Source organism: Kutzneria sp. NPDC051319, from assembly GCF_040682195.1.
Classification (GTDB): domain Bacteria; phylum Actinomycetota; class Actinomycetes; order Mycobacteriales; family Pseudonocardiaceae; genus Kutzneria.
On record NZ_JBFBAM010000054.1, the window covers coordinates 23957 to 41920 of the forward strand.

The window sequence follows — 17964 nt, forward strand, 5'->3', positions numbered from 1 at the left end:
GGTGGACAACAAGACAGGGGGCGGCGCCGGCCGGCTCGCCCACACCGTGGACCGGCTGCGCCAAGAGATCCAGCGGGCCGAGGCGGCCGCGGACGGACGCGCGCTGATCGAGCTGGCCAAAGGCATCCTGGTGGAGCGGCTGCGGTGCGGGCCCCAGCAGGCGGCCGAGCAGCTGGCCGCGCTGGCCGAGGAGTCCGGCCAGTCCCTACTCGAACTGGCCGTGCAGGTGATCAACAAGGCGGCCGACGACCGGTTCAGCGCGACCGTCGTGCAGCTCGTGCAGCCCGAGGACGCCGACGGTCAGGCAGCGGTGCGTCTACGTACGGCCGAAAGCGGCGCCGCGGCGGCGGCCGACGCGCAACGCGTGGCCGAGTCGCTGCTGGTCCATGCCCTGCGGCCGTTGGGCGCCAACACCGTGGCGATCTGGGCCGCGGCGGCGGACGGTTCGTTGACCCTGGCCGGTTACGCCGGTATCGCGGCGGCGGAAGCGCACCGATGGCGTCACGTGCCGCCCGGCATCGCGACGCCGGCCCGGCGGGCCTTGCTGGTCCGGGACATCGTGTGGTTCGGCAACCTCGGCGAGGCGGCGCTGCCCTCGGTGGCCGCGGTGGACAGCCCCGACGGCGGCCGGGTGGTGTGCCCGGTCGGCAACGGCGGGCGCATCATCGGCGTGCTCGAAGTCGGCTGGCCCCGACCGGTTGCGCCCCAGCCGCCGCGCATCGAGCGACAGATCGAGGCGCTGGCCCAGCTGTGCGCGTCCATAGTGGACGTCGAAACGGGCGCGGGGGCGATGGTCGTGGGCCGGCGCGACGCCACCGAACTGATCGACCTCGCCGACGGCATCATGGATCCCGCGCTGGTGCTCGGCGCCCACGTGGACAGCACCGGCGCGCTCGTCGACTTCCGCATCCAGCATGCCAACGGCTCGTTCCTGGATCCGGCCGGCCGGCCCCGCGGGGCCGTGGTCGGCGCGCTGCTGCTGGAGGCATACCCGGTGGCGGCCGGGGAGGAGGGGCTGTTCGACAAAGTCGAGCACGTCTATGCCACAGGCGAGCCGTTCCGGGCCGACACAATGGTCCTGACGACATTGGTGGATCAGGTCAGGCTGACCTCGACGGTCGCCGTCAGCATCACCCGGCAGGGCCATCACGTGCTGCTGATCTGGCGGATCCGGGACGAGACCGCCCGGCTGGCGAGCCTGCTGCACCACGCCCAGCGCCTCGGTCGCGTCGGCGGCTTCGAGGAGAACCTTCTCACCGGAGAAGTCACTTGGCACAGCGAGGTTTTCGTGCTGCACGGCCAGTCGCCGACCGCGCGGCCCGTGCCGTTGAGCGAGCTCGCCCACCACGTGCACCCGGACGACACCGACGATGTCGGCCGCCTGCTGCGCACCGTGCTCCACCACCGCCGGCCCGCCGCGGCCGCGTTCCGACTCCAGCGTCCCGACGGTGTGGCCCGACACATCCGAGTCATCGTGGAGCCAGTACTCGACCAAGACGACCGTCCGGTCGCCGTCCGCGGCGCGTACCAGGATATCTCCGCCCAGCACTGGACGGAGGTGGCTTTGGCGGCGACTCAGGACCAGCTCGCCCACACCGAACAGCAATCGGCGGCGCGCAACCGGCTCGCGTTGCAACTTCAGCGCGCGATCATGCCTGCCGCACAAGGCCCGATCGACGCGTTCGGACTGCGCATCGCGGTGCGGTACCGGCCGGCCGAATCCGAGAACCTCGTCGGCGGCGACTGGTACGACGCCGTCGTGCTGCCGAGCAAGCAGGTGCTGCTGTCCGTCGGTGACATCGCCGGGCACGGGATCACCGCGGCAACCGGAATGGTGATGCTACGCAACGCTTTGCGCGGTCTTGCCGCCACCGGCGCCGGCCCGGCCCAGCTGCTGTCCTGGTTGAATCAGGTCGCGCACCATCTGACCGACCACGTCCTGGCCACTGCCATCTGTGCGCTGTACGACCCGCGTACCCGGGTATTGCGCTGGGCACGGGCCGGTCATCTGCCACCTCTGCTGGTCCGCAGCCAGCAGGCGACCACCCTGCCCACGATCCGGGGCCTGATGCTGGGTGCCCGCGCCGAAGCCGACTATGAAGAGGCGGAGATCCAACTCGAGCTCGATGACGTCCTCGTGCTTTACACCGACGGTCTCATCGAACGGAAGGACCACGTCCTCGACGAGTCGCTCCAACAGCTGCTCGAGATCGCGCGGCGACCGCATGATGCTCTCGAGCAACGTCTCGACCACATGCTCACCCACAGCAACGCCGACACCGACGACGACACCTGCATCGTCGGTGTGCAAGTGCGCTGATCGCTTCCGAGGTTCACCCCTCGACCTCGGAACGCATCGTACCGGCGTGCCGGAGCTCACCGGGTTGGCGACCGTTTCCGAGGCGTACCCCTCGCGGATTTCGGCGATCAGCCGGGTGATGTTGGTGCGGCCATCGGTCCAGCGCTGGTTGACGGTGTCGTCCTCTTCAGCCTCATGACAGCGCAACTGTCGTTCGGGCAGCGACTGGCCCGTGCTCGGCGCTGCGGTCGCGTCGATCCCCGGCAACCTGATCCAGTTGCCGGCGCAGGCGATCATCCCGATCCTGCTGACCTACGTTCTTGTGCTGGCCAACAGCCGCACGCCGCTGGAAACCACGCCGTGGTGCGGGGAAGCCGGCACCGCCTTCCCCGCACCACACGCCATCGATGGCCTACTCTGTGGGGTTCTCGGTCGTGGGAGCGGCAGAACGCCTGCCCTGCATCGCGATGACGATCCCCAGGCCGAGCCCGAGGACGCCGATCACTATGCCGATGCCGCCGAGCCACCGAGCGGTGCCGTCCGAATCGGTCGCCGCAGCGGCCGCGGGGGCGGCCGGCTTGGCCGCGTTGTCACCGGTGTCGGCCGACACCAGGGTGAGCGTGGGCGCGGGGTGCTCGGGCTCAGCCGCGCCATCGGCCGCCGGCGGGTCGATCCACCGCACCACGTCGCCGTTGCTGTAGGTCTGCAACGCCTTGAAGGTCAGCTTGTCGGCGTTGTCGGGCAGCGCCTCGGCCAGCACCGGGAACCTCAGGAACTCGCCGGGCTTGATCTGGTTGCCGGGATCGGCGGTCCAGGTGACGGTCTGCACCGCGGTCTTGACGTCGGAGTTGTTCTGGTGCACCGGCTTGGGCAGCGTGGTCATGGTGACGTTCGCCGTCCAGCCCGGGATCGACGTCGTGCTGGCGTTCGGCACGGGGTGGTCGAGCGGGAAGGTGACCTCCAGCTTGACCGTGCCGGCGTTGTCCTCCTCGTTGGGCACGCGGAAGGTGACGACCGCGTCGTCGCCCTTGTTGGCCTGGCCGGGATCGGTTTCCACGTGTGCGGCGGCGAAGCCGGCACCCAGCATGGTGATAGCGAGCGGGACGGTGGCGACGGCGCCGATGCGGGTCAGCGCGCGCGAGGGTGAACGAAGTGACATTGGGTCCTGACTCCTGTCAGTACGGTGGGGTGTAAGGGATTCAGGAGCCGCTCGGAGGACCACGGCGGGGTCGGGCCCGCCGCCACAGCAGCATCTCGCCGTTCACGTGCCCGACGGCGATGCACGCGCCGACTGGCGCCCACGCCGGGGAGCACGAACGGTCGGGCCGGCAGTGCGGTGGACACCGCGGCGACGATGGCCATCAGCACGGTGTCGAGGCGGCTGAGCATCACCCCGAGCAGCAGCGTCGCCAGGGCATGCCCCAACACCATGGGCAGTGGTCCCGCCACGGCGTGGCCGGCAAAGAGCAACTCGTGGCTGGCCGCGTTCATCGACAGCAGCAGGTGCACATCGAGTTGCATGCCGCCGAGCACCATGATCATCACGCCGCGAAGGCGTATCCGCTCAGCGACCGCGGTGCCCGCTCCGGCGAGCAGCACGGTCGGCACCAGGAACAGCCCCAGGTCGGGCACACCACCGCCGGCGGCGCTGTGCACCGTGACGGTCAAGGCAGCCGACGTGCCGGTCAGCAGGCAGCCCCGGAGCACGCGCAGTGCTCGATCGGCAGCGTGCGGGGCTGCGGGCACCGGCGCAGCCTAGCCGTCCCTGCTCAGCTGCCCGACTCGATCCGGCGATGGACCCGACATGCTATAGCCAGTAGGTTGCAACTAGGATCAATGTGCAACAAGATCCGAGGGAGCTTGGGAGGCCACGATGGGCCAGTACGCACTGCCGGACCTGCCGTACGACTACGGCGCGCTGGCACCGGCGATCACCGGCGAGATCCTGGAGCTGCACCACAGCAAGCACCACGCCGCCTACGTCAAGGGCGCCAACGACACCCTGGAGCGCATCGCCGAGGCCCGCGACAAGCGCGAGTTCGGCGGCCTGGTCGGCCTGGAGAAGACCTACGCGTTCAACCTGTCCGGCCACGTGCTGCACACCGTGTTCTGGGAGAACCTCTCCCCCGACGGCGGCGACAAGCCCGACGGCGAGCTGGCCGCGGCGATCGACGAGCACTTCGGCTCGTTCGACGCCTTCGCCGCCCAGCTGTCCTCGGCCACGACCCTCGTGCAGGGCTCCGGCTGGGGCGTGCTGGCCTGGGAGCCGCTGGGTGAGCGTCTGGTCGTCGAGCAGGTCTACGACCACCACGGCAACGTCGGCATGAACACCCGCCCGCTGCTGGTGTTCGACGCCTGGGAACACGCCTACTACCTGCAGTACCGCAACGTGCGCCCGGACTACGTGCAGAAGCTGTGGTCGCTGGTCAACTGGTCGGACGTGACGCGGCGGTTCGACATCGCCCGCGCCGGCGGCAGCACGCTGCCGACGACCTGAACCGACAGCCCCACCACGGCACACAGACTCGGCAGTGGATGCTCCGACAAAGCCCCTCTGCCGTGAGAGCGGCCCCGGCCAAGCCGGGGCCGCTCGCCCTTGGGGGCTGGCAGCCGTCCCTCTGACGGTCAGTCCCGCACCCGCCAGCGCCGTTCCACGCCGGCCAGACGCCAGTAGGCGATCGCCACCGCCCAGACCACCACGAACAGCCCGACGATGAGGAAGCCGACGTTGTTCAGGTCGAGATCGGCGATCCAGCCGCTGAACGGGTCGGTCAGGCCCAGCTTGTCCTGCAGCAGGCCGACCAGTTCGATGCTGCCGATCAGCAGAGCCACGGCCACGGACAGGCCGGTGATCACGATGTTGTAGTAGACCTTCCGAACCGGGTTGGCGAACGCCCACTGGTAGGCGAAGTTCATGAACGTGCCGTCCACCGTGTCCAAAAGGGACATGCCCGCCGCGAACAGCAGCGGCAGCACCACGATCGCGTACCACGGCAGACCGCTGGCCGCGCCGGTGCCGGCCAGCACCAGCAGCGTCACCTCGGTCGCGGTGTCGAACCCGATGCCGAACAGCAGGCCCACCGGGTACATCTGGCCGGGACGGCTGATCGACCGGGTCATGCCGCCCAGGAAGCGGTTGAAGAAGCCGCGCTCGTTCAGCCTGGCCTCCAACTCGTCCTCGTCGAACGCACCGGCACGCATCGACCGCCACACCCGGACGATGCCGACCAGCGCGAGCAGGTTGAGGATGCCGATCAGGTAGAGGAACAGCCCCGACACGCTGGTGCCGATCAGGCCCAGGGTCTGGTGGGCGCCGGAGTCCTCAGTGGTCAGCGCTCCCACCACCTGTGCGCCGGCGGCGATCAGCACCGCCAACACCAGCACCACCGTCGAGTGGCCCAGCGCGAACCAGAACCCGACCGACACCGGACGTTTGCCGTCGGACATCAGCTTCCGGGTGGTGTTGTCGATGGCGGCGATGTGGTCGCCGTCGAACGCGTGCCGCAGGCCCAGGGTGTACGCGGTGACGCCGAGGCCGACACCGAAAACCTGGGTCCCCATCGAGTAGTGGCCGGGAACCACGGCCAGCAACAGCATTCCCCAGGCGACCAGATGGAGCACCGCGATCACGCCGAGCACGCCGGCGATGCGCAGCCAGTCGTGTCTGTGCCCCAGCACAGCGTTGCGGAACGGGACAGGTGACGCCGGTTCGGTCACGCCAGACTCCTCGCGAGCGTGCGGAAGGGTCCCCACACCACCAGGCAGACCACGGCCGTGACCGTCCGTGGCCCGCCCGAGAGGCCCAGGAACCCGCGCGTGCCGGGTGGCACGCGCGCCGGCGGCAGGTCTTCGGACTCGTGGGCACCCGATCGCTCGGTCCTACTGGCCGTCGCTTCCCAGGCGCCGTGCGCGCCCAGTGCTCGATGACGGCGGTCGTTCCCACTCACCGCTGCGGGGCAGTCCCGGATTCACACCGGGTTCCCTCTTGCCTCGACCGTCCCACATCGGGGCGGCCGAACCGTCGACGGACACACCGTAGTTCACGACGGCAGTCGCGCGGCGGAAAAGGATTCAGCGGCTGACGTTGAACCATTCACACCGCCGGCGCGAATTCCCGTACGGGACGTTCGCCGCCCCTGTCGACGTACGCCTACCCCCTACGGGTATAAAGGGCTTGGCCCGCGGTTCCCTCGGCCACCAGCAGCCGGCCGCGCCGCGGGGCGCCGATCCCCAGGAGGACGACGATGCACGGCTACGCCCACAGCAAAGAGGCGCACCTGCGTCGCCTGCGCCGGATCGAGGGACAGGTCCGCGGGCTTCAGCGCATGATCGACGAGGACAAGTACTGCATCGACATCCTGACGCAGATCTCCGCCGCGACCAGGGCGTTGCAGGCGGTGTCCCTGTCGCTGCTCGACGAGCACCTCCGACACTGCGTCACCGACGCCATCGCCGAAGGCGGTACGAGCGCCGACGAGAAGATCAAGGAGGCGGGCGACGCGATCGCCCGCCTGGTCCGGTCCTGACAACACTTTTCGAGGAGAGAACGACTGATCGCCGAGAACACCTACACCGTCCAGGGCATGACCTGCGGGCACTGCGTCAGCTCGGTGACCGAGGAGGTCAGCGAGGTGACGGGCGTGCAGCAGGTGGACGTCGACCTGGCCACCGGCCGGCTCACCGTGACCAGCGACGGCGACGTGCCGGCGGCCGACATCCGCGCCGCCGTCGAAGAGGCCGGCTACCAGCTGGTCGGCTGACGCACTTCTCGAAGGAGTTGCGATGACCTCCGCGACGCGCCCGGCCACCATCGCGCCCGAGTACCTGGTGGCGGTCGTCGAGTCCGCCGGCTACACCGCCGCGCTGCCCGCGCCCGTGGACACCGCGCCCGAGCCGACCGATCCGACGCGTGCGCTCAGGTAGCGGCTGATCGTGCCGGCCGCGCTGACCGCGCCGGTGATCCTGCTGGCACGCTGATCTCGGTCGGCGTGAGCGCGGCGTACTGGCGGCGGGCGGGCGTGAATCAGCGGTGGGCGGAGCCACGGTGACCACGGCGCGCGCGAACCGCCACCAACTCGCCGACCCGACCGAAAACGGCTCCCACGCGCCATGGTCCACACCGGTGAGCCAGACCACTGCTGATCATGGTCTCTGAAACTTACACCGACGGGGCCGGCCGGGCGAACTGCGAGGTCCAAGCGTCCGACCAGCGCAGACACGGGGACGACCCTCGACGCTGCGGTCGCACGAAGGTGCACGCCCGCGTCCGGCGTCCCTACGATCGCGCCCACCGATCGTCCAGCCGACCCGAGGAGGGCCGTCAAGGGTGACGAGACGACATGGAACCCGAGCAATCCTCGCAGTCCTGGCGACACTGGGCGCGATGCTGCTGACGGTAGCACCCGCGCAGGCGCACGGCGCGCTGCTGGTCGCCGGCAGCCGAACCTTCCTCTGCTACCGGGACGGAATCACCTCGACCGGCCAAGTCATCCCGCAGAACTCCGCATGCCAGGCGGCGGTCGCGCAGAGCGGCACCACCCCGCTGTACAACTGGTTCGCGGTGGGCAACCGCAGCGGCGCCACCAGCGGAGGCACGGTCGGCTTCATCCCGGACGGAAAGCTGTGCAGCGGCAACAGCAACTACTACGACTTCTCCGGGTTCGACCTGGTCAGCGACAACTGGCCCAAGACGCACCTGACCTCGGGGGCCACCATCCAGTTCCGGTACAACAAGTGGGCGGCCCACCCGGGCACCTTCCGGCTGTACACCACCAAGGACGGCTGGGATCCGAGCAAGCCGTTGACCTGGGCCGACATGAACACCACGCCGTTCTTCTCGGCCACCGACCCGCCTTCGGTCGGCAACCCGGGCAGCGTCGACAGCTACTACTACTGGAACGCCCCGTTGCCGGCCAACAAGTCCGGCTATCACGTCATCTACTCCGTGTGGGCGCGGTCGGACAGCCCGGAGACCTTCTACGGCTGCTCCGATGTCGTGTTCGACGGCGGCAACGGTGAGGTGACCGGCATCGGCGCGAGCGGGCCGCCGCCGACCAGCACGCCGTGCACCGCGACCTACGCGATCACCAGCACCTGGCCGGGCGGCGGCCAGGCCCAGGTCACCGTGACCAACCCGACCGCGTCCACCCAGCACGGCTGGACGGTCAGCTGGGTGCTGGCCAACGGCGACACCATCAACAGCGCCTGGAACGGAACGCTGACCCAGGCCGGATCGCTCGCAACGGTCAGATCCGCGGACTGGAACCGGGTCCTGCCCGCCGGCGGCAGCACCACGTTCGGCCTCACCACGAGTTCCTCGGCCGGCGCCACGGTACCCACCAGCATCTCGTGCCAGAGCCCATGACCGCGAGCGAACCCATCGGCGGCGCGGTCCACCGGCCGCGCCGCCGCCGCGCCGCCGCCCTGGCACTGGCCGCCGCGGTCGCGTCGCTGGCCGCCTGCACCACCTCACCGGGCACCGACGCCGGCCGCGGGGCGTCGGACATGGCGGACATGCCCGGGATGACGGGAATGGCCAGTGCCCCGACCGCGCCCGCGATCGCCGACGCCGCACCGGCCGGCACCGGCCTGTCCGACAGCCAGGGCGGGTACTCGTTCGTGCCGGCCGACGTGACCGCTGACACCTTCACGTTCCGTGTCAACGGGCCCGATCGCCGGGCGGTCACCCGCTACCAGCCGTACGAGAGCAGGCTCGTCGTCGGCTACCTGATCCGCTCGGACCTTTCCGGCTACCAACTGCTTGATCCGGCCATGCAGCAGGACGGAACCTGGCAGGCGCGCCTGCCGGCCCTACACCCCGGCTCCTACCGGGCATTCGTGACGTTCGCCGCACCCGACTCCGGGCATGGCACGCCGTTGCGCTACACGCTCTCGAAGACGTTCGCGATCCCGGGCAACGAACCGGAGATCCCGCTGCCACCCACGACAACCAGCACCACCACGGACGGATTCACGGTGTCCTTGGCCGGAAAGCCGACGACCGGCGTGCCCTCGCCCCTGCGAATCAGCATCGCCAGCGGCGGCAAACCGGTCCAGCACGTCGATCGTTTCCTCGACGGCTACGTGCATCTGACCGCCTTCCGTGCCGGCGACCTCGCCTCCGCGCACCTCTTCTCGACCGGCAGAGACGACACGGGGACGCTGACGGCGAACGCACTGTTTCCCGAGAGCGGCACCTGGAGACTGTTCGCGCAGTTCCAACTGAATAGTCAACTCCACACCGCCGCGTTCACCGTCGTCGTCTCCGGGCCGTCATGAACCGACGGCCGCGAAGCGAAGCCTGACGCGTTCCTCGCGGTCGGTCTCGGCGTCGCCTTGGGGCCCGATCACCGAGTACGAGCGTGTGGGTTCCAGAAGTTGGTCCACGCATCCGACCTGCGGCGACGGGCCCGTTCGACGGGCGCGGCATGATCGGCAGCCATGTCGCTGCGTCTGCTCTACCTGATCTTCCTCCGGTTGGCGGGCCTGCTGGTGCTGCTCGGCCGCTCGTCGGCGTCCAAGGACGCCGAGGTGCTCGTGCTACGCCACGAGGTCGCCGTGCTGCGCGGAAACAATCCGAAACCGCACCTGGACCGAGCCGACCGGGCTGTGATCGCCGCGTTGGTCCGCCTGCTGCCCACGGGGCTCCGGCTACACCGATCGGTCACCCCGAGCACCCGGCACCGCAGAACCAGCGTTCGCCGGAACGGCGGTGGCCACCACGAGCAGCGCGCAAGCCAGCGCGAGAACAACGGAACGCCTTCGCTTTCCGGTCATTCGTCGACTCCTTGCCCGACCTTGGTCAGGTCGAAAGCCCGCTCATGACCGGCACCACTCGGGTCGGTCCCGGCCACGACGAATTTCAGCGTGTGCTCGCCCGCCGACAACGCCAGCGTGCCGTAGTCGGCCGGATCACCATCCCCGCCTTGCGGTGCCCCGACCATGACGACGTCGACATAGAGGACGTCGAGCGCGCCGACCGCAGCCGCGCGCACGTCGAAGACGCCGGACTTGTTCACCGCAAACGAGTATTCGGTGGACCGGCCAGGCGTGCTCCGCAGCGACTCGGAGGTGTAGTGAGTGACTGGCGCACCGGCCGTGGCCGGTGTGACGAGAACCTTGTACGCCGCATTGCCCGGCAACGCACTGAGCGACACCGTCGCACTGCCCGACGACAGCCGAACGTCCGAGTCGAGCACCACCTTGGTCGCGGTGACCGTCGCCGCGTTGTCGATCCGTTCCGCCCGCACATGGACCGCGCCGGACGACGACAGGCCGGGCACATCCCCGATCGACTTCAGGGTGAGCGCCACCGGCTGGCCGGTGGCCGTCTGATTCCCGATGAGCAGCACGCTGCGATGCGCGCCGGTGTCGGCCGAGCCGAGCGCGTCGACGATCGTCGGGGACGGCGAGGCGACCTTCACCATCCGGCCGGTCATCGACTTGTAGGCGTTGTAGTTCCACCACACGCCCTTCGGCTGGGTGCCGCTGTGGTCGACGGCATTGCCGAGCGTCCCCTTGAAGGAGGTGTTGCTGCCGTTGTACTCCCAGTCCGAGTACAACGCGTCCTGTAGGCCGTTGGGCACGCTGCGCTCGAACTGCGCCAGCCACCGGACGTTCGCGCCGACCGTCCACGCGTTGGCGTTGCCGTAGCCGGTGCCCTGGTATTCCGTGATCGCGATCGGCATCGGGGTGATGCCGTTGGCGCGCATCCAGTTCGTGATCTGCGCCGTGTGGCCGGGCACGTCCGACGGCGTGGCGGTGAGTTCGTGCCAGGAAAGGACGTCGGGCAGGCAGTGGTTGTCGCGGCAGTATGTAAGGAACTGCTGTAGCTTGGTGAAGTTGTAGATCCCCAACTCGGGCGCTTCGACCTGGTAGGACGGGTTGCGTGCCTTGACCGTGTCGTACGCCTTCTTGTGGGCCTGTATGTAGGTGGTCGTGTAGCGGCTGCCCCACTGGATGTCCGGCTCGTTCCAGGTGATCCAGGCGCCGACGTTGTACTTCTTCTGCGCCGCTTCGGTCAGCACGCCGTTGACGATGCTGGTCCAGGTGGTGAAGTCGCCGTTGTCCCCCGGACGGTAGTTGTGATGTGGGTTGGCGGGATCCGCGCTGTAGTAGTACAGGCCGACCCGCAGGCGCGCGCCCGTGGCCGACACGCGCGCATAGGTCGCCGGGTCGAACAGACTCGGCAGGTTCGGGCTGTGGTCGGCGCCGCGCTGAGACTTCACCTTCACACCGTCCACGAGGTACTGCGCGGGCGAGTCCACCGAAACGCCATGCAGGAACCCGCTGGCGACCTGGGTGGCCGCGCCGGCGTCGGAGCCGTAGTCGGCGGTGATCGTGGTCGTCTGAGCCACCACCGGCGCTGCGCCGCCGACTACCACCACGGCCGCGAGCACGGCGACGACGAGTTTGCGAAGTGTCATGTCGTCACGACCAGGACGGCGCTGCCGGCCGGCACCGCGACCGTCACGGCGCCGCCGGACACGGTCAGCTGCTGCGGCATCGGGTGGAACGCCGCACTCGCGGTCACCCCGGAACCGGCGATGGTGATGGCCTTGGACGTGAGTGACGGCGCGGTCAGCGGATACGCGCTCACCTTCGATGCCGGTGTCGCGAGTCGGACGGTCGCGGTCAGCGGCGACGAACCCTTGTTGTTCACGATGACGTTGCCCCCGATCCCCCACGAAGAGACGCTCGACGCGCCGGACACCGTCGCGGCACGGACCGGGCCGGCGCCGGCGAGGCTCCACAGGAGCTCGGCGTAGTACACCGCCTGCACACCGGTCGGATTCAGGCCGGCGAACACGATCGGCGAGTAGTGCAGCGGAAACTGGGTCGACGTGCCGCCGTGGAAGTTCACCCCGGCCCCGTCGTGGGAGGCGATCCCGTACATGAAGTCCAGTGCCCACAGCGCCGCGGCCTGGACGTCGCTCACCCCCGCCGCGCCGCCGTGGAAGTAGGAGTTCGCCTCAGTCATCCGCCATTGCCCGATGCCACCCGCCGCCTTGGCGGCGGCCAATGCGCTCCACTGGCGCGACAAGGTGCCGCCGGGGGCGGTCGAGGCCAGCATCCCGGAGATCGACGCGCCGGTGTCGGGACCGATGTAGGTGTGCATCGACAGCACGGCGAGGCTGTTGGCGCGCTCGTGGGTGGCGAACGGGGTCAGCCACGAGGTGTCGCTGGCCGAGCCGGGGCCGTCGAACAGGGCGGTGGGCACCTTCGCGTGGATCGCCTTGACGTAGCTGCCGTACGACGTCTCGTACGCGGGTTCGCTGCGGTAGTAGTTCGGCTCGTTGCCGATCTCGAAGGCGGCAAGGCCGGACCCCAGCGCCTTGGCCGCATACGCTGCCTCGTCCGCCGCGCCGGACGGGGTGTTCGTCTTGAGGTTGATGCCGTAGAGGACCTTCCACCCCGTCGCCTTCACGAACCCGGCCAGCTTGTCCACATCGGACGGTGCGATCTCCTTGGCCGAACCGCCCGTCCCGTTGGAATTCCAGGCCACCATGTCGACGAGGTTGCCGCCCAGTCGCAGGGTGCTCGGGCCGAGCAACCGGAACAGGTTGACCAGGTTGGTGTCCCGCGCGTCGAACATGCCGGCGCCGATGCGGTCCTTCTCGTAGCTGAAACCGGCGAATCCCGGGCCTGACTGCCCGGTGACGGCCTGACCGACGGTGATCGTGACCGGCGTCGTCGCCTGGGCGGCCGGGCCGAACCCGACCGCCGCGACGACGACCACCGCGGACAGCACGGACCAGCGAAGTCGGATCATCACACTTCCTCCCGTACCTTGTGTCTGGCGTCGCGTCCGCGGGCCCACGCGTCAATGGCCGCCGGAAACCCGATACATCACGACGCCATGGCCGGGCACGCTCGCGCTGATCGCGCCGGTCGTGGAACGCACGGTGCCGGTCCACAGGTCGGTCAGCGTGTAGGCGGCCGCCGCGGACTTGCCGATCGCGGACGCTGTCGTGCTGATCGTGGCCGCCGCACTGTTCTCGTTGAACAGAACCACGGACACGTCGCCGTCGGCGAGTGGTTTGGCCAGCACGTCGAGGCCGCCTGTGGAGCTCACCATCCGGCCCTGCTTGCCGAGCGAATCCTGGTCGACCGCGACGACTGCCTTGTTGCCCAAAGTGGACAGTGTGGCGGCGCTCGCGCCCACCAGGTTGTTCCCGGCCAGCAGCGGGGCGGCCATCTCGGCCCACAGGCTGAACTCCGCACGGTCCTCGGTGGCCGTCATACCGTTGCCGACCTGGAGCATGTCCGGGTCGTTCCACTGCCCCGGCCCCGCGGTCGCGTACAGTCCCACGTTCTTGTGGAAGATCGACAGCATGCTCGTGAAGCTCGGCTGGATGTCGGGCGTCGTGCGCCAGAGGTTGCCGAGGGCGGGCGCCCAGGTCCACGGGTCGTGCACGCCCCACTCACAGATGCTGTAGACGATCTTCCGTCCGCTCGCCGCCAGCGCGTCGCGCATCGCGGTGTAGCGGGTTATGTACTGCTGGACGGTGCCGCCTGCGTAGCAGTTGTCGTACTTCAGGTAGTCCACACCCCAGGACGCGAAGAGCTTGGCGTCCTGCTTCTCGTGTCCCAGACTGCCCGGCCGCCCCTTGCACGTCTTCGTGCCGGCGTCCTCGTAGATGCCGAACTTCAGGCCTTTCGAGTGCACGTACTGCGCCGTGCCCGAGATCCCGTCCGGGAACTTGCCGTAGTCGGGCTGCAGGTTGCCCGACGCGTCGCGGCTGTTCGCCATCCAGCAGTCGTCGACGTTCACGTACTGATACCCGGCCGCGGCCAGGCCCGAGGAGACGATCTTGTCGGTGGTCTGCTTGACGAGCGCCTCGGAGACGGTGCACTTGTAGGCGTTCCAGTCGTTCCATCCCATCGGCGGGGTCAGGGCGAGCCCGTTGCCGAGCGCCAGGGCCCGCGTGGGAACGGCCAGGAGGCCGGCGAAGATCATGACTGCGAACAGCACGGCTCTCAACCGCATCAGGTAGTCCTCTCAGCACGGGATCAGAACTGTCGTCGGCAATCTTTCGGTAGGCGCCGGGCTTGATCTCCTCGTCGCGTTCGCACCGCTCCCCCTTCGCCGGACCGGCGTGGAGACCGGTTCCGCTTCAGCGTCGACGTCGTTCGACGAGCCTTGGACGGACAGGATCCGTTGGCCTGCTGGTCAACGGATCCTGTCCGCCAGGCTCGATCAGAACTGCGTGAAGAACTTCCAGGTCTCCTTGGGAAGCCAGGTGGTGCGGCCCTTCACCGGCGCCGGCGCGGTGGCGTTGGCGCCGTCGGCCGGGCTGGCGTCATGCCCGCCGTCGAAGGCGACCCACTCCACCGGGTGCCCGGCCGAGCAGCCCGAGTAGGTGGTGGCGATGTGCGTGCGGCTGCCCTTGGCCGGCTCCGGCGGATTCTGGGGTGTGCACTGGTTGTTCTTGACGAAGCGGTCCCGCAGCGACCGCCCGCCGGAGATGCTGAGCACGGGGTCGCTCACGCCGTGCGAAGCCAGATAGGCGACCGGCTGCGTGCCGCCGCTGCACCCGCTGAGCAGGCCGCCGGAGTAGAGCGCGACCGCCCGGAACACCGTCGGGCGGGCGCAGGCCAGCGCGTAGGTCATGGCCGCCCCGTAGCTGAAGCCGACCGAGAAGACCCGTGTGGTGTCGACGCACAGGCCGCCCTCGATCTGCTTGAGCACGTCATCGATGAGCGTGACGTCCTGTCCGCCGGAGTTGGCCCAGCCGTTGTTCAGGCCCTGCGGTGCGACGAAGATGGTGCTGTTGTCGGAAAGTTGCTGGAGGCCGTAGTAGGCCCACACGCCGGCCAGCACTGTGCGCCCGGTCGCGACGTCCTCGGCGTTGCCGCCGAGCCAGTGCAGCCCGAAGATCAGCCGGTACGGGTGGTTGCGGTCGTAGTTGGCGGGCAGGGTCAGGATGTAGCTGCGGGCCTTGCCGCTGCTGGTGATCGTGTGGGTGCCGCTGCTCAGGGTGGGGGCCTTGGCGCAGCCGGCGGTCGACGCCGCCGGTGTGGCAGCTGACGGAGTCGGGGCGGCGGTGGCCTGCGTGGCCGCCGTGGCGAGCATGGCGACGGCGGCCGCGATCACGGCCGACACCCGCCACAACCGCCCGGATGGACTGAGTTTCACGTGCTCTCCTTGCTATCGGGGAGGTTCACCGGACGCTGGAGATCCGGTACACGACAACACCGTGTCCGGGCGTGCCGGCACTGATCACGCCGGTGGTGATGCGCGTGCCGCCGGCCCACAGGTCGGTCAGTGTGTGACTGGCCGCGTCGGTTGGTCTCACCGACGACCGAGGTCGTCGTGCTGATCGTCGCAATGGCCGCGTTCTCGTTGGACAGCACCACTGAGACGTCCCCATTGGACAGTGGCTTGGCCAGCACGCCGCTTCGCGGAGTCCGTTGCCTCAGGGCAAAATCGTGATGGTGTAGCCGTCGTGGGCGTTGGTCCACGGCACTGACACCGTCGTGGAGTTCCCGCTGACCGCCACGGTGTGGTCGACGATCGTGACCGGGCCGGAGCTCGCGGCCGCGCCGCTGTCCGGCACCCGTTGCACGATCACCCGCACCTGCCCGCCGGTGACCAGTCCCGGCACCGCGTCCAGCCGACCTACGTTCACCGTCATCGTTCCGGTCGTGCCGCGGTTGCCCAGCAGAACCTTGGCGCTGCCGGTGGCCTTGGTGGCGACCGCCTCGATGTCGCTGCTCGGTGTGGTGGCGGTCAAGCTCCCGGTCATGCCGCCGTAGAACTGGTACATCCACCACTCGCCGCGCGGCTGGTACTGTCCGGCGGCGTTCTTGACGAGGAGGTTGGCCTCCAGGTTGTGGAGGTTCGACCCACTGCCCCAGTTTCCGCGCAGCCCGTCCGCGCCGGCGCGTTCCAGCCGGCCGATGAACCATCCGCCGTAGCCGGAGTTCTGCTGGCCCAACGTGCCGTACTCGTTGATCTGGTACGGCTGGCTGTTCGTGAGGCCGTGCGCCCGCAGCAGCGCGTCGGCGCTGGCCTTCTCCGGCACCGGATCGCCCGGTTCGTCGTGCCAGCTGTAGGTGTTCGGCAGCACGTTGTTCGTCTTGGCGTAGTTGAGGAACGCCGTCCACCAGCCGCTGCCTGTGGACGGTTTGCCGGCCGTGCTCGGTCCGACGATGACGGCGTTCGGGAATGCGGCGCGGATCCGCCGGTAGGCGCGCGACCACATGGCGAGGTACTGGGACTGCGGCCGGCCCCAGAAGATGCTCAGATCCGGCTCGTTCCAGGTGTCCCACTCGACGCTGATCCCGGCCGTCTTCACGTCGGTGATCAGTGTGCCGAGGAAGTCGTCGAAGTCCGACCAGTCGCCGTTGTCGCCGGGGAAGCGCAGGCCGGACGTGCCGTCGGCACCCCACAGGTCGTGCGGCAGGATCACGAACGTGCCGCCGAGCGCGGCGGTGCGGCGGGCCTGGGCCAGGGTCGAGTTCCAGCGCCGGGCGAGCTTGCCGGACACCCAGCCACCGGGTCGGTCGAGCTGCGCGCCGCCGGCCCGTTCGAAGCGCCAGCCGATGTCCCGGTAGAAGTGGTCGGGCGGGTTCTGACCGTTCTCGGTCATTCCGTACAGCGTGCCCGATGCGCGGTGCTGCGGAGCGCCGAGCGTGGTCGACAGATCCACCGTCACCGTCTCGCCGGCGGCGTCCGCCGGCACGCTGTGCTGCATCGCCGCCAGCAGACCACAGGCGCCGGCGATCGCGACGAGCCGACGCGCGCGGAACCCGCTCATCGCTGCCCCGCCGGCGGCGTGTACGGGCACTTGGGCCGGTAGAGCGAGATCCCGCTGGAGTCGGGAAGCTTCGGGCACAGGAACTGGGTGTAGCGGCCGTCGCCGTCCACAAAGGTCTTCAGCCACGGAATGAGGACCTTCGTCTCGACGTTGTTGGGATGCGTGTAGTACACGTGGTCGGCCCCGGCGATCTGGACGAAGTCGCTCGGCGTGGCCGCGGGCGTCGTCGCGTAGAGGGTGTTCAGATAGGATGGCGTGACCACCGGGTCCCGCTGGCCGCCGATGATCATCGTGGGTACGTGGTCGCTTGCCATGGACAGGTTGCCGACGGGCGAGCCCGGCGCCAGGCCCACCGCCGCCCGCAGCGACGGCTGGCGTTCGGCGGCGAGCAATGCGCCGGCGCCGCCGGCCGAGTGCCCGACGACCGCGAGCCTTGCGGGATCCACGCGGGTGTGCACGACGCTGCGTTGGGTAAGATAGTTCAGTGCTGCCAACAGTTCTGTGCCACGTGCGTCGGCGCTGTCGGTCCGGCTGAGTGTCTCGACTCCGATCACCACGAAGCCGAAGGAGGCCAGCCACGGCCCCATCCAGGCTTCCTCGTTGCGGAACAGCGCGGTGTAGCCGGGCACGATCGCGACCGCACCCCACGTGCCGAGGCTCGTGTCGGTCGGATAGTAGATCGTGCCGCCGTTGAAGCCGTTGCCCGGAGTGACACTCACCTGGGCGGTCGCGAAGGGACCGTGGCTGGCCTCGATCATCGCGACGGTCGGGTTCGGGCCGCGGGTGGCGCCCGCCGGCCGCGCGGCGGTCGCCGGCGCGGCGGTGGCCACGGTGAGGACGGCCGCGGCCGCGATCGCGGCAAGCCCGGCAATTCGTCGCCGAAACTCGGATAGCATGCGCGTT

General features: G+C 69.2%; 17 protein-coding genes, 1 pseudogene and 1 riboswitch. Of the genes and pseudogenes, 8 read left to right on the top strand and 10 right to left on the bottom strand.

What is annotated here, in order from left to right; genetic code table 11:
* Position 1 precedes the first annotated feature (1 nt).
* Positions 2-2320, top strand: a complete 2319-nt coding sequence (locus AB0M73_RS35835) for a SpoIIE family protein phosphatase (RefSeq protein WP_363900530.1) — start codon at positions 2-4, stop codon at positions 2318-2320.
* A gap of 391 nt (positions 2321-2711) precedes the next feature.
* On the opposite strand, the gene AB0M73_RS35840 is transcribed toward AB0M73_RS35835, so the two are convergent.
* Positions 2712-3458 (bottom strand): YcnI family protein, encoded by a 747-nt coding sequence (locus tag AB0M73_RS35840; protein WP_363900533.1) that lies wholly within the window; start codon positions 3456-3458, stop codon positions 2712-2714.
* Positions 3428-4045 carry a hypothetical protein gene (locus AB0M73_RS35845; RefSeq protein ID WP_363900536.1) on the bottom strand — a complete coding sequence of 206 codons (618 nt, stop codon included), beginning with the start codon at positions 4043-4045 and terminating at the stop codon, positions 3428-3430. The genes AB0M73_RS35840 and AB0M73_RS35845 overlap by 31 nt, the downstream gene beginning before the upstream one ends.
* A 127-nt stretch (positions 4046-4172) precedes the next feature.
* Here AB0M73_RS35845 and AB0M73_RS35850 point away from each other — a divergent pair, with 127 nt between their 5' ends.
* Positions 4173-4796, top strand: a complete 624-nt coding sequence (locus AB0M73_RS35850; RefSeq protein WP_363900539.1) for a superoxide dismutase — start codon at positions 4173-4175, stop codon at positions 4794-4796.
* Between the two features lie 128 nt (positions 4797-4924).
* Here the strand turns inward: AB0M73_RS35850 and AB0M73_RS35855 are convergent, their stop codons facing one another.
* Positions 4925-5896 carry a HoxN/HupN/NixA family nickel/cobalt transporter gene (locus AB0M73_RS35855; RefSeq protein WP_363900624.1) on the bottom strand — a complete coding sequence of 324 codons (972 nt, stop codon included), beginning with the start codon at positions 5894-5896 and terminating at the stop codon, positions 4925-4927.
* Between the two features lie 225 nt (positions 5897-6121).
* Positions 6122-6337: riboswitch (cobalamin riboswitch) on the bottom strand.
* 206 nt (positions 6338-6543) lie between these two features.
* Here AB0M73_RS35855 and AB0M73_RS35860 point away from each other — a divergent pair.
* The 6 genes from AB0M73_RS35860 to AB0M73_RS35885 all read left to right on the top strand — a co-directional run bounded on the left by AB0M73_RS35860 (position 6544) and on the right by AB0M73_RS35885 (position 10123).
* Entirely contained in the window at positions 6544-6825 is a 282-nt protein-coding gene (locus AB0M73_RS35860) for a metal-sensitive transcriptional regulator (RefSeq protein WP_363900542.1), read from the top strand.
* Between the two features lie 27 nt (positions 6826-6852).
* Complete coding sequence (locus AB0M73_RS35865; RefSeq protein WP_363900627.1) at positions 6853-7059, top strand: heavy metal-associated domain-containing protein; 207 nt, start codon at positions 6853-6855, stop codon at positions 7057-7059.
* A gap of 22 nt (positions 7060-7081) precedes the next feature.
* Positions 7082-7222 (top strand): hypothetical protein, encoded by a 141-nt coding sequence (locus AB0M73_RS35870; RefSeq protein WP_363900545.1) that lies wholly within the window; start codon positions 7082-7084, stop codon positions 7220-7222.
* A 460-nt stretch (positions 7223-7682) separates the two neighbouring features.
* On the top strand, positions 7683-8663 hold the full coding sequence (locus AB0M73_RS35875) for a lytic polysaccharide monooxygenase (protein WP_363900549.1): 981 nt from the start codon (positions 7683-7685) through the stop codon (positions 8661-8663).
* Complete coding sequence (locus AB0M73_RS35880) at positions 8660-9577, top strand: hypothetical protein (protein ID WP_363900552.1); 918 nt, start codon at positions 8660-8662, stop codon at positions 9575-9577. Before AB0M73_RS35875 ends, AB0M73_RS35880 begins: the two co-directional genes overlap by 4 nt.
* A gap of 162 nt (positions 9578-9739) precedes the next feature.
* Entirely contained in the window at positions 9740-10123 is a 384-nt protein-coding gene (locus AB0M73_RS35885; RefSeq protein ID WP_363900555.1) for a hypothetical protein, read from the top strand.
* Here the strand turns inward: AB0M73_RS35885 and AB0M73_RS35890 are convergent.
* The 7 genes and pseudogenes from AB0M73_RS35890 to AB0M73_RS35920 form a co-directional block, all read right to left on the bottom strand.
* Complete coding sequence (locus tag AB0M73_RS35890) at positions 10072-11724, bottom strand: hypothetical protein (protein WP_363900558.1); 1653 nt, start codon at positions 11722-11724, stop codon at positions 10072-10074. The genes AB0M73_RS35885 and AB0M73_RS35890 overlap by 52 nt on opposite strands.
* Entirely contained in the window at positions 11721-13070 is a 1350-nt protein-coding gene (locus tag AB0M73_RS35895) for a glycosyl hydrolase family 79 C-terminal domain-containing protein (protein WP_363900561.1), read from the bottom strand. Before AB0M73_RS35895 ends, AB0M73_RS35890 begins: the two co-directional genes overlap by 4 nt.
* A gap of 51 nt (positions 13071-13121) precedes the next feature.
* Positions 13122-14288 carry a glycoside hydrolase family 27 protein gene (locus AB0M73_RS35900; RefSeq protein WP_363900564.1) on the bottom strand — a complete coding sequence of 389 codons (1167 nt, stop codon included), beginning with the start codon at positions 14286-14288 and terminating at the stop codon, positions 13122-13124.
* A 294-nt stretch (positions 14289-14582) separates the two neighbouring features.
* Positions 14583-15374, bottom strand: a pseudogene (locus AB0M73_RS35905) (PHB depolymerase family esterase); the annotation flags it as partial.
* A gap of 88 nt (positions 15375-15462) precedes the next feature.
* Entirely contained in the window at positions 15463-15597 is a 135-nt protein-coding gene (locus tag AB0M73_RS35910; protein ID WP_363900567.1) for a hypothetical protein, read from the bottom strand.
* Positions 15598-15717: 120 nt separating this feature from the next.
* On the bottom strand, positions 15718-17061 hold the full coding sequence (locus AB0M73_RS35915) for a beta-xylosidase (protein ID WP_363900570.1): 1344 nt from the start codon (positions 17059-17061) through the stop codon (positions 15718-15720).
* Positions 17058-17957 carry a PHB depolymerase family esterase gene (locus tag AB0M73_RS35920; protein WP_363900573.1) on the bottom strand — a complete coding sequence of 300 codons (900 nt, stop codon included), beginning with the start codon at positions 17955-17957 and terminating at the stop codon, positions 17058-17060. The genes AB0M73_RS35915 and AB0M73_RS35920 overlap by 4 nt, the downstream gene beginning before the upstream one ends.
* Between the last annotated feature and the right edge of the window lie 7 nt (positions 17958-17964).

Bases quoted from the DNA above. Each gene is read 5' to 3' on its own strand.
- AB0M73_RS35840 (WP_363900533.1), bottom strand. From the start codon at position 3,458: ATGTCACTTCGTTCACCCTCGCGCGCGCTGACCCGCATCGGCGCCGTC.
- AB0M73_RS35850 (WP_363900539.1), top strand. From the start codon at position 4,173: ATGGGCCAGTACGCACTGCCGGACCTGCCGTACGACTACGGCGCGCTG.
- AB0M73_RS35855 (WP_363900624.1), bottom strand. From the start codon at position 5,896: ATGCTGTTGCTGGCCGTGGTTCCCGGCCACTACTCGATGGGGACCCAG.
- AB0M73_RS35860 (WP_363900542.1), top strand. From the start codon at position 6,544: ATGCACGGCTACGCCCACAGCAAAGAGGCGCACCTGCGTCGCCTGCGC.
- AB0M73_RS35870 (WP_363900545.1), top strand. From the start codon at position 7,082: ATGACCTCCGCGACGCGCCCGGCCACCATCGCGCCCGAGTACCTGGTG.
- AB0M73_RS35875 (WP_363900549.1), top strand. From the start codon at position 7,683: ATGCTGCTGACGGTAGCACCCGCGCAGGCGCACGGCGCGCTGCTGGTC.
- AB0M73_RS35880 (WP_363900552.1), top strand. From the start codon at position 8,660: ATGACCGCGAGCGAACCCATCGGCGGCGCGGTCCACCGGCCGCGCCGC.
- AB0M73_RS35885 (WP_363900555.1), top strand. From the start codon at position 9,740: ATGTCGCTGCGTCTGCTCTACCTGATCTTCCTCCGGTTGGCGGGCCTG.
- AB0M73_RS35890 (WP_363900558.1), bottom strand. From the start codon at position 11,724: ATGACACTTCGCAAACTCGTCGTCGCCGTGCTCGCGGCCGTGGTGGTA.
- AB0M73_RS35895 (WP_363900561.1), bottom strand. From the start codon at position 13,070: ATGATCCGACTTCGCTGGTCCGTGCTGTCCGCGGTGGTCGTCGTCGCG.
- AB0M73_RS35900 (WP_363900564.1), bottom strand. From the start codon at position 14,288: ATGCGGTTGAGAGCCGTGCTGTTCGCAGTCATGATCTTCGCCGGCCTC.
- AB0M73_RS35915 (WP_363900570.1), bottom strand. From the start codon at position 17,061: ATGAGCGGGTTCCGCGCGCGTCGGCTCGTCGCGATCGCCGGCGCCTGT.
- AB0M73_RS35920 (WP_363900573.1), bottom strand. From the start codon at position 17,957: ATGCTATCCGAGTTTCGGCGACGAATTGCCGGGCTTGCCGCGATCGCG.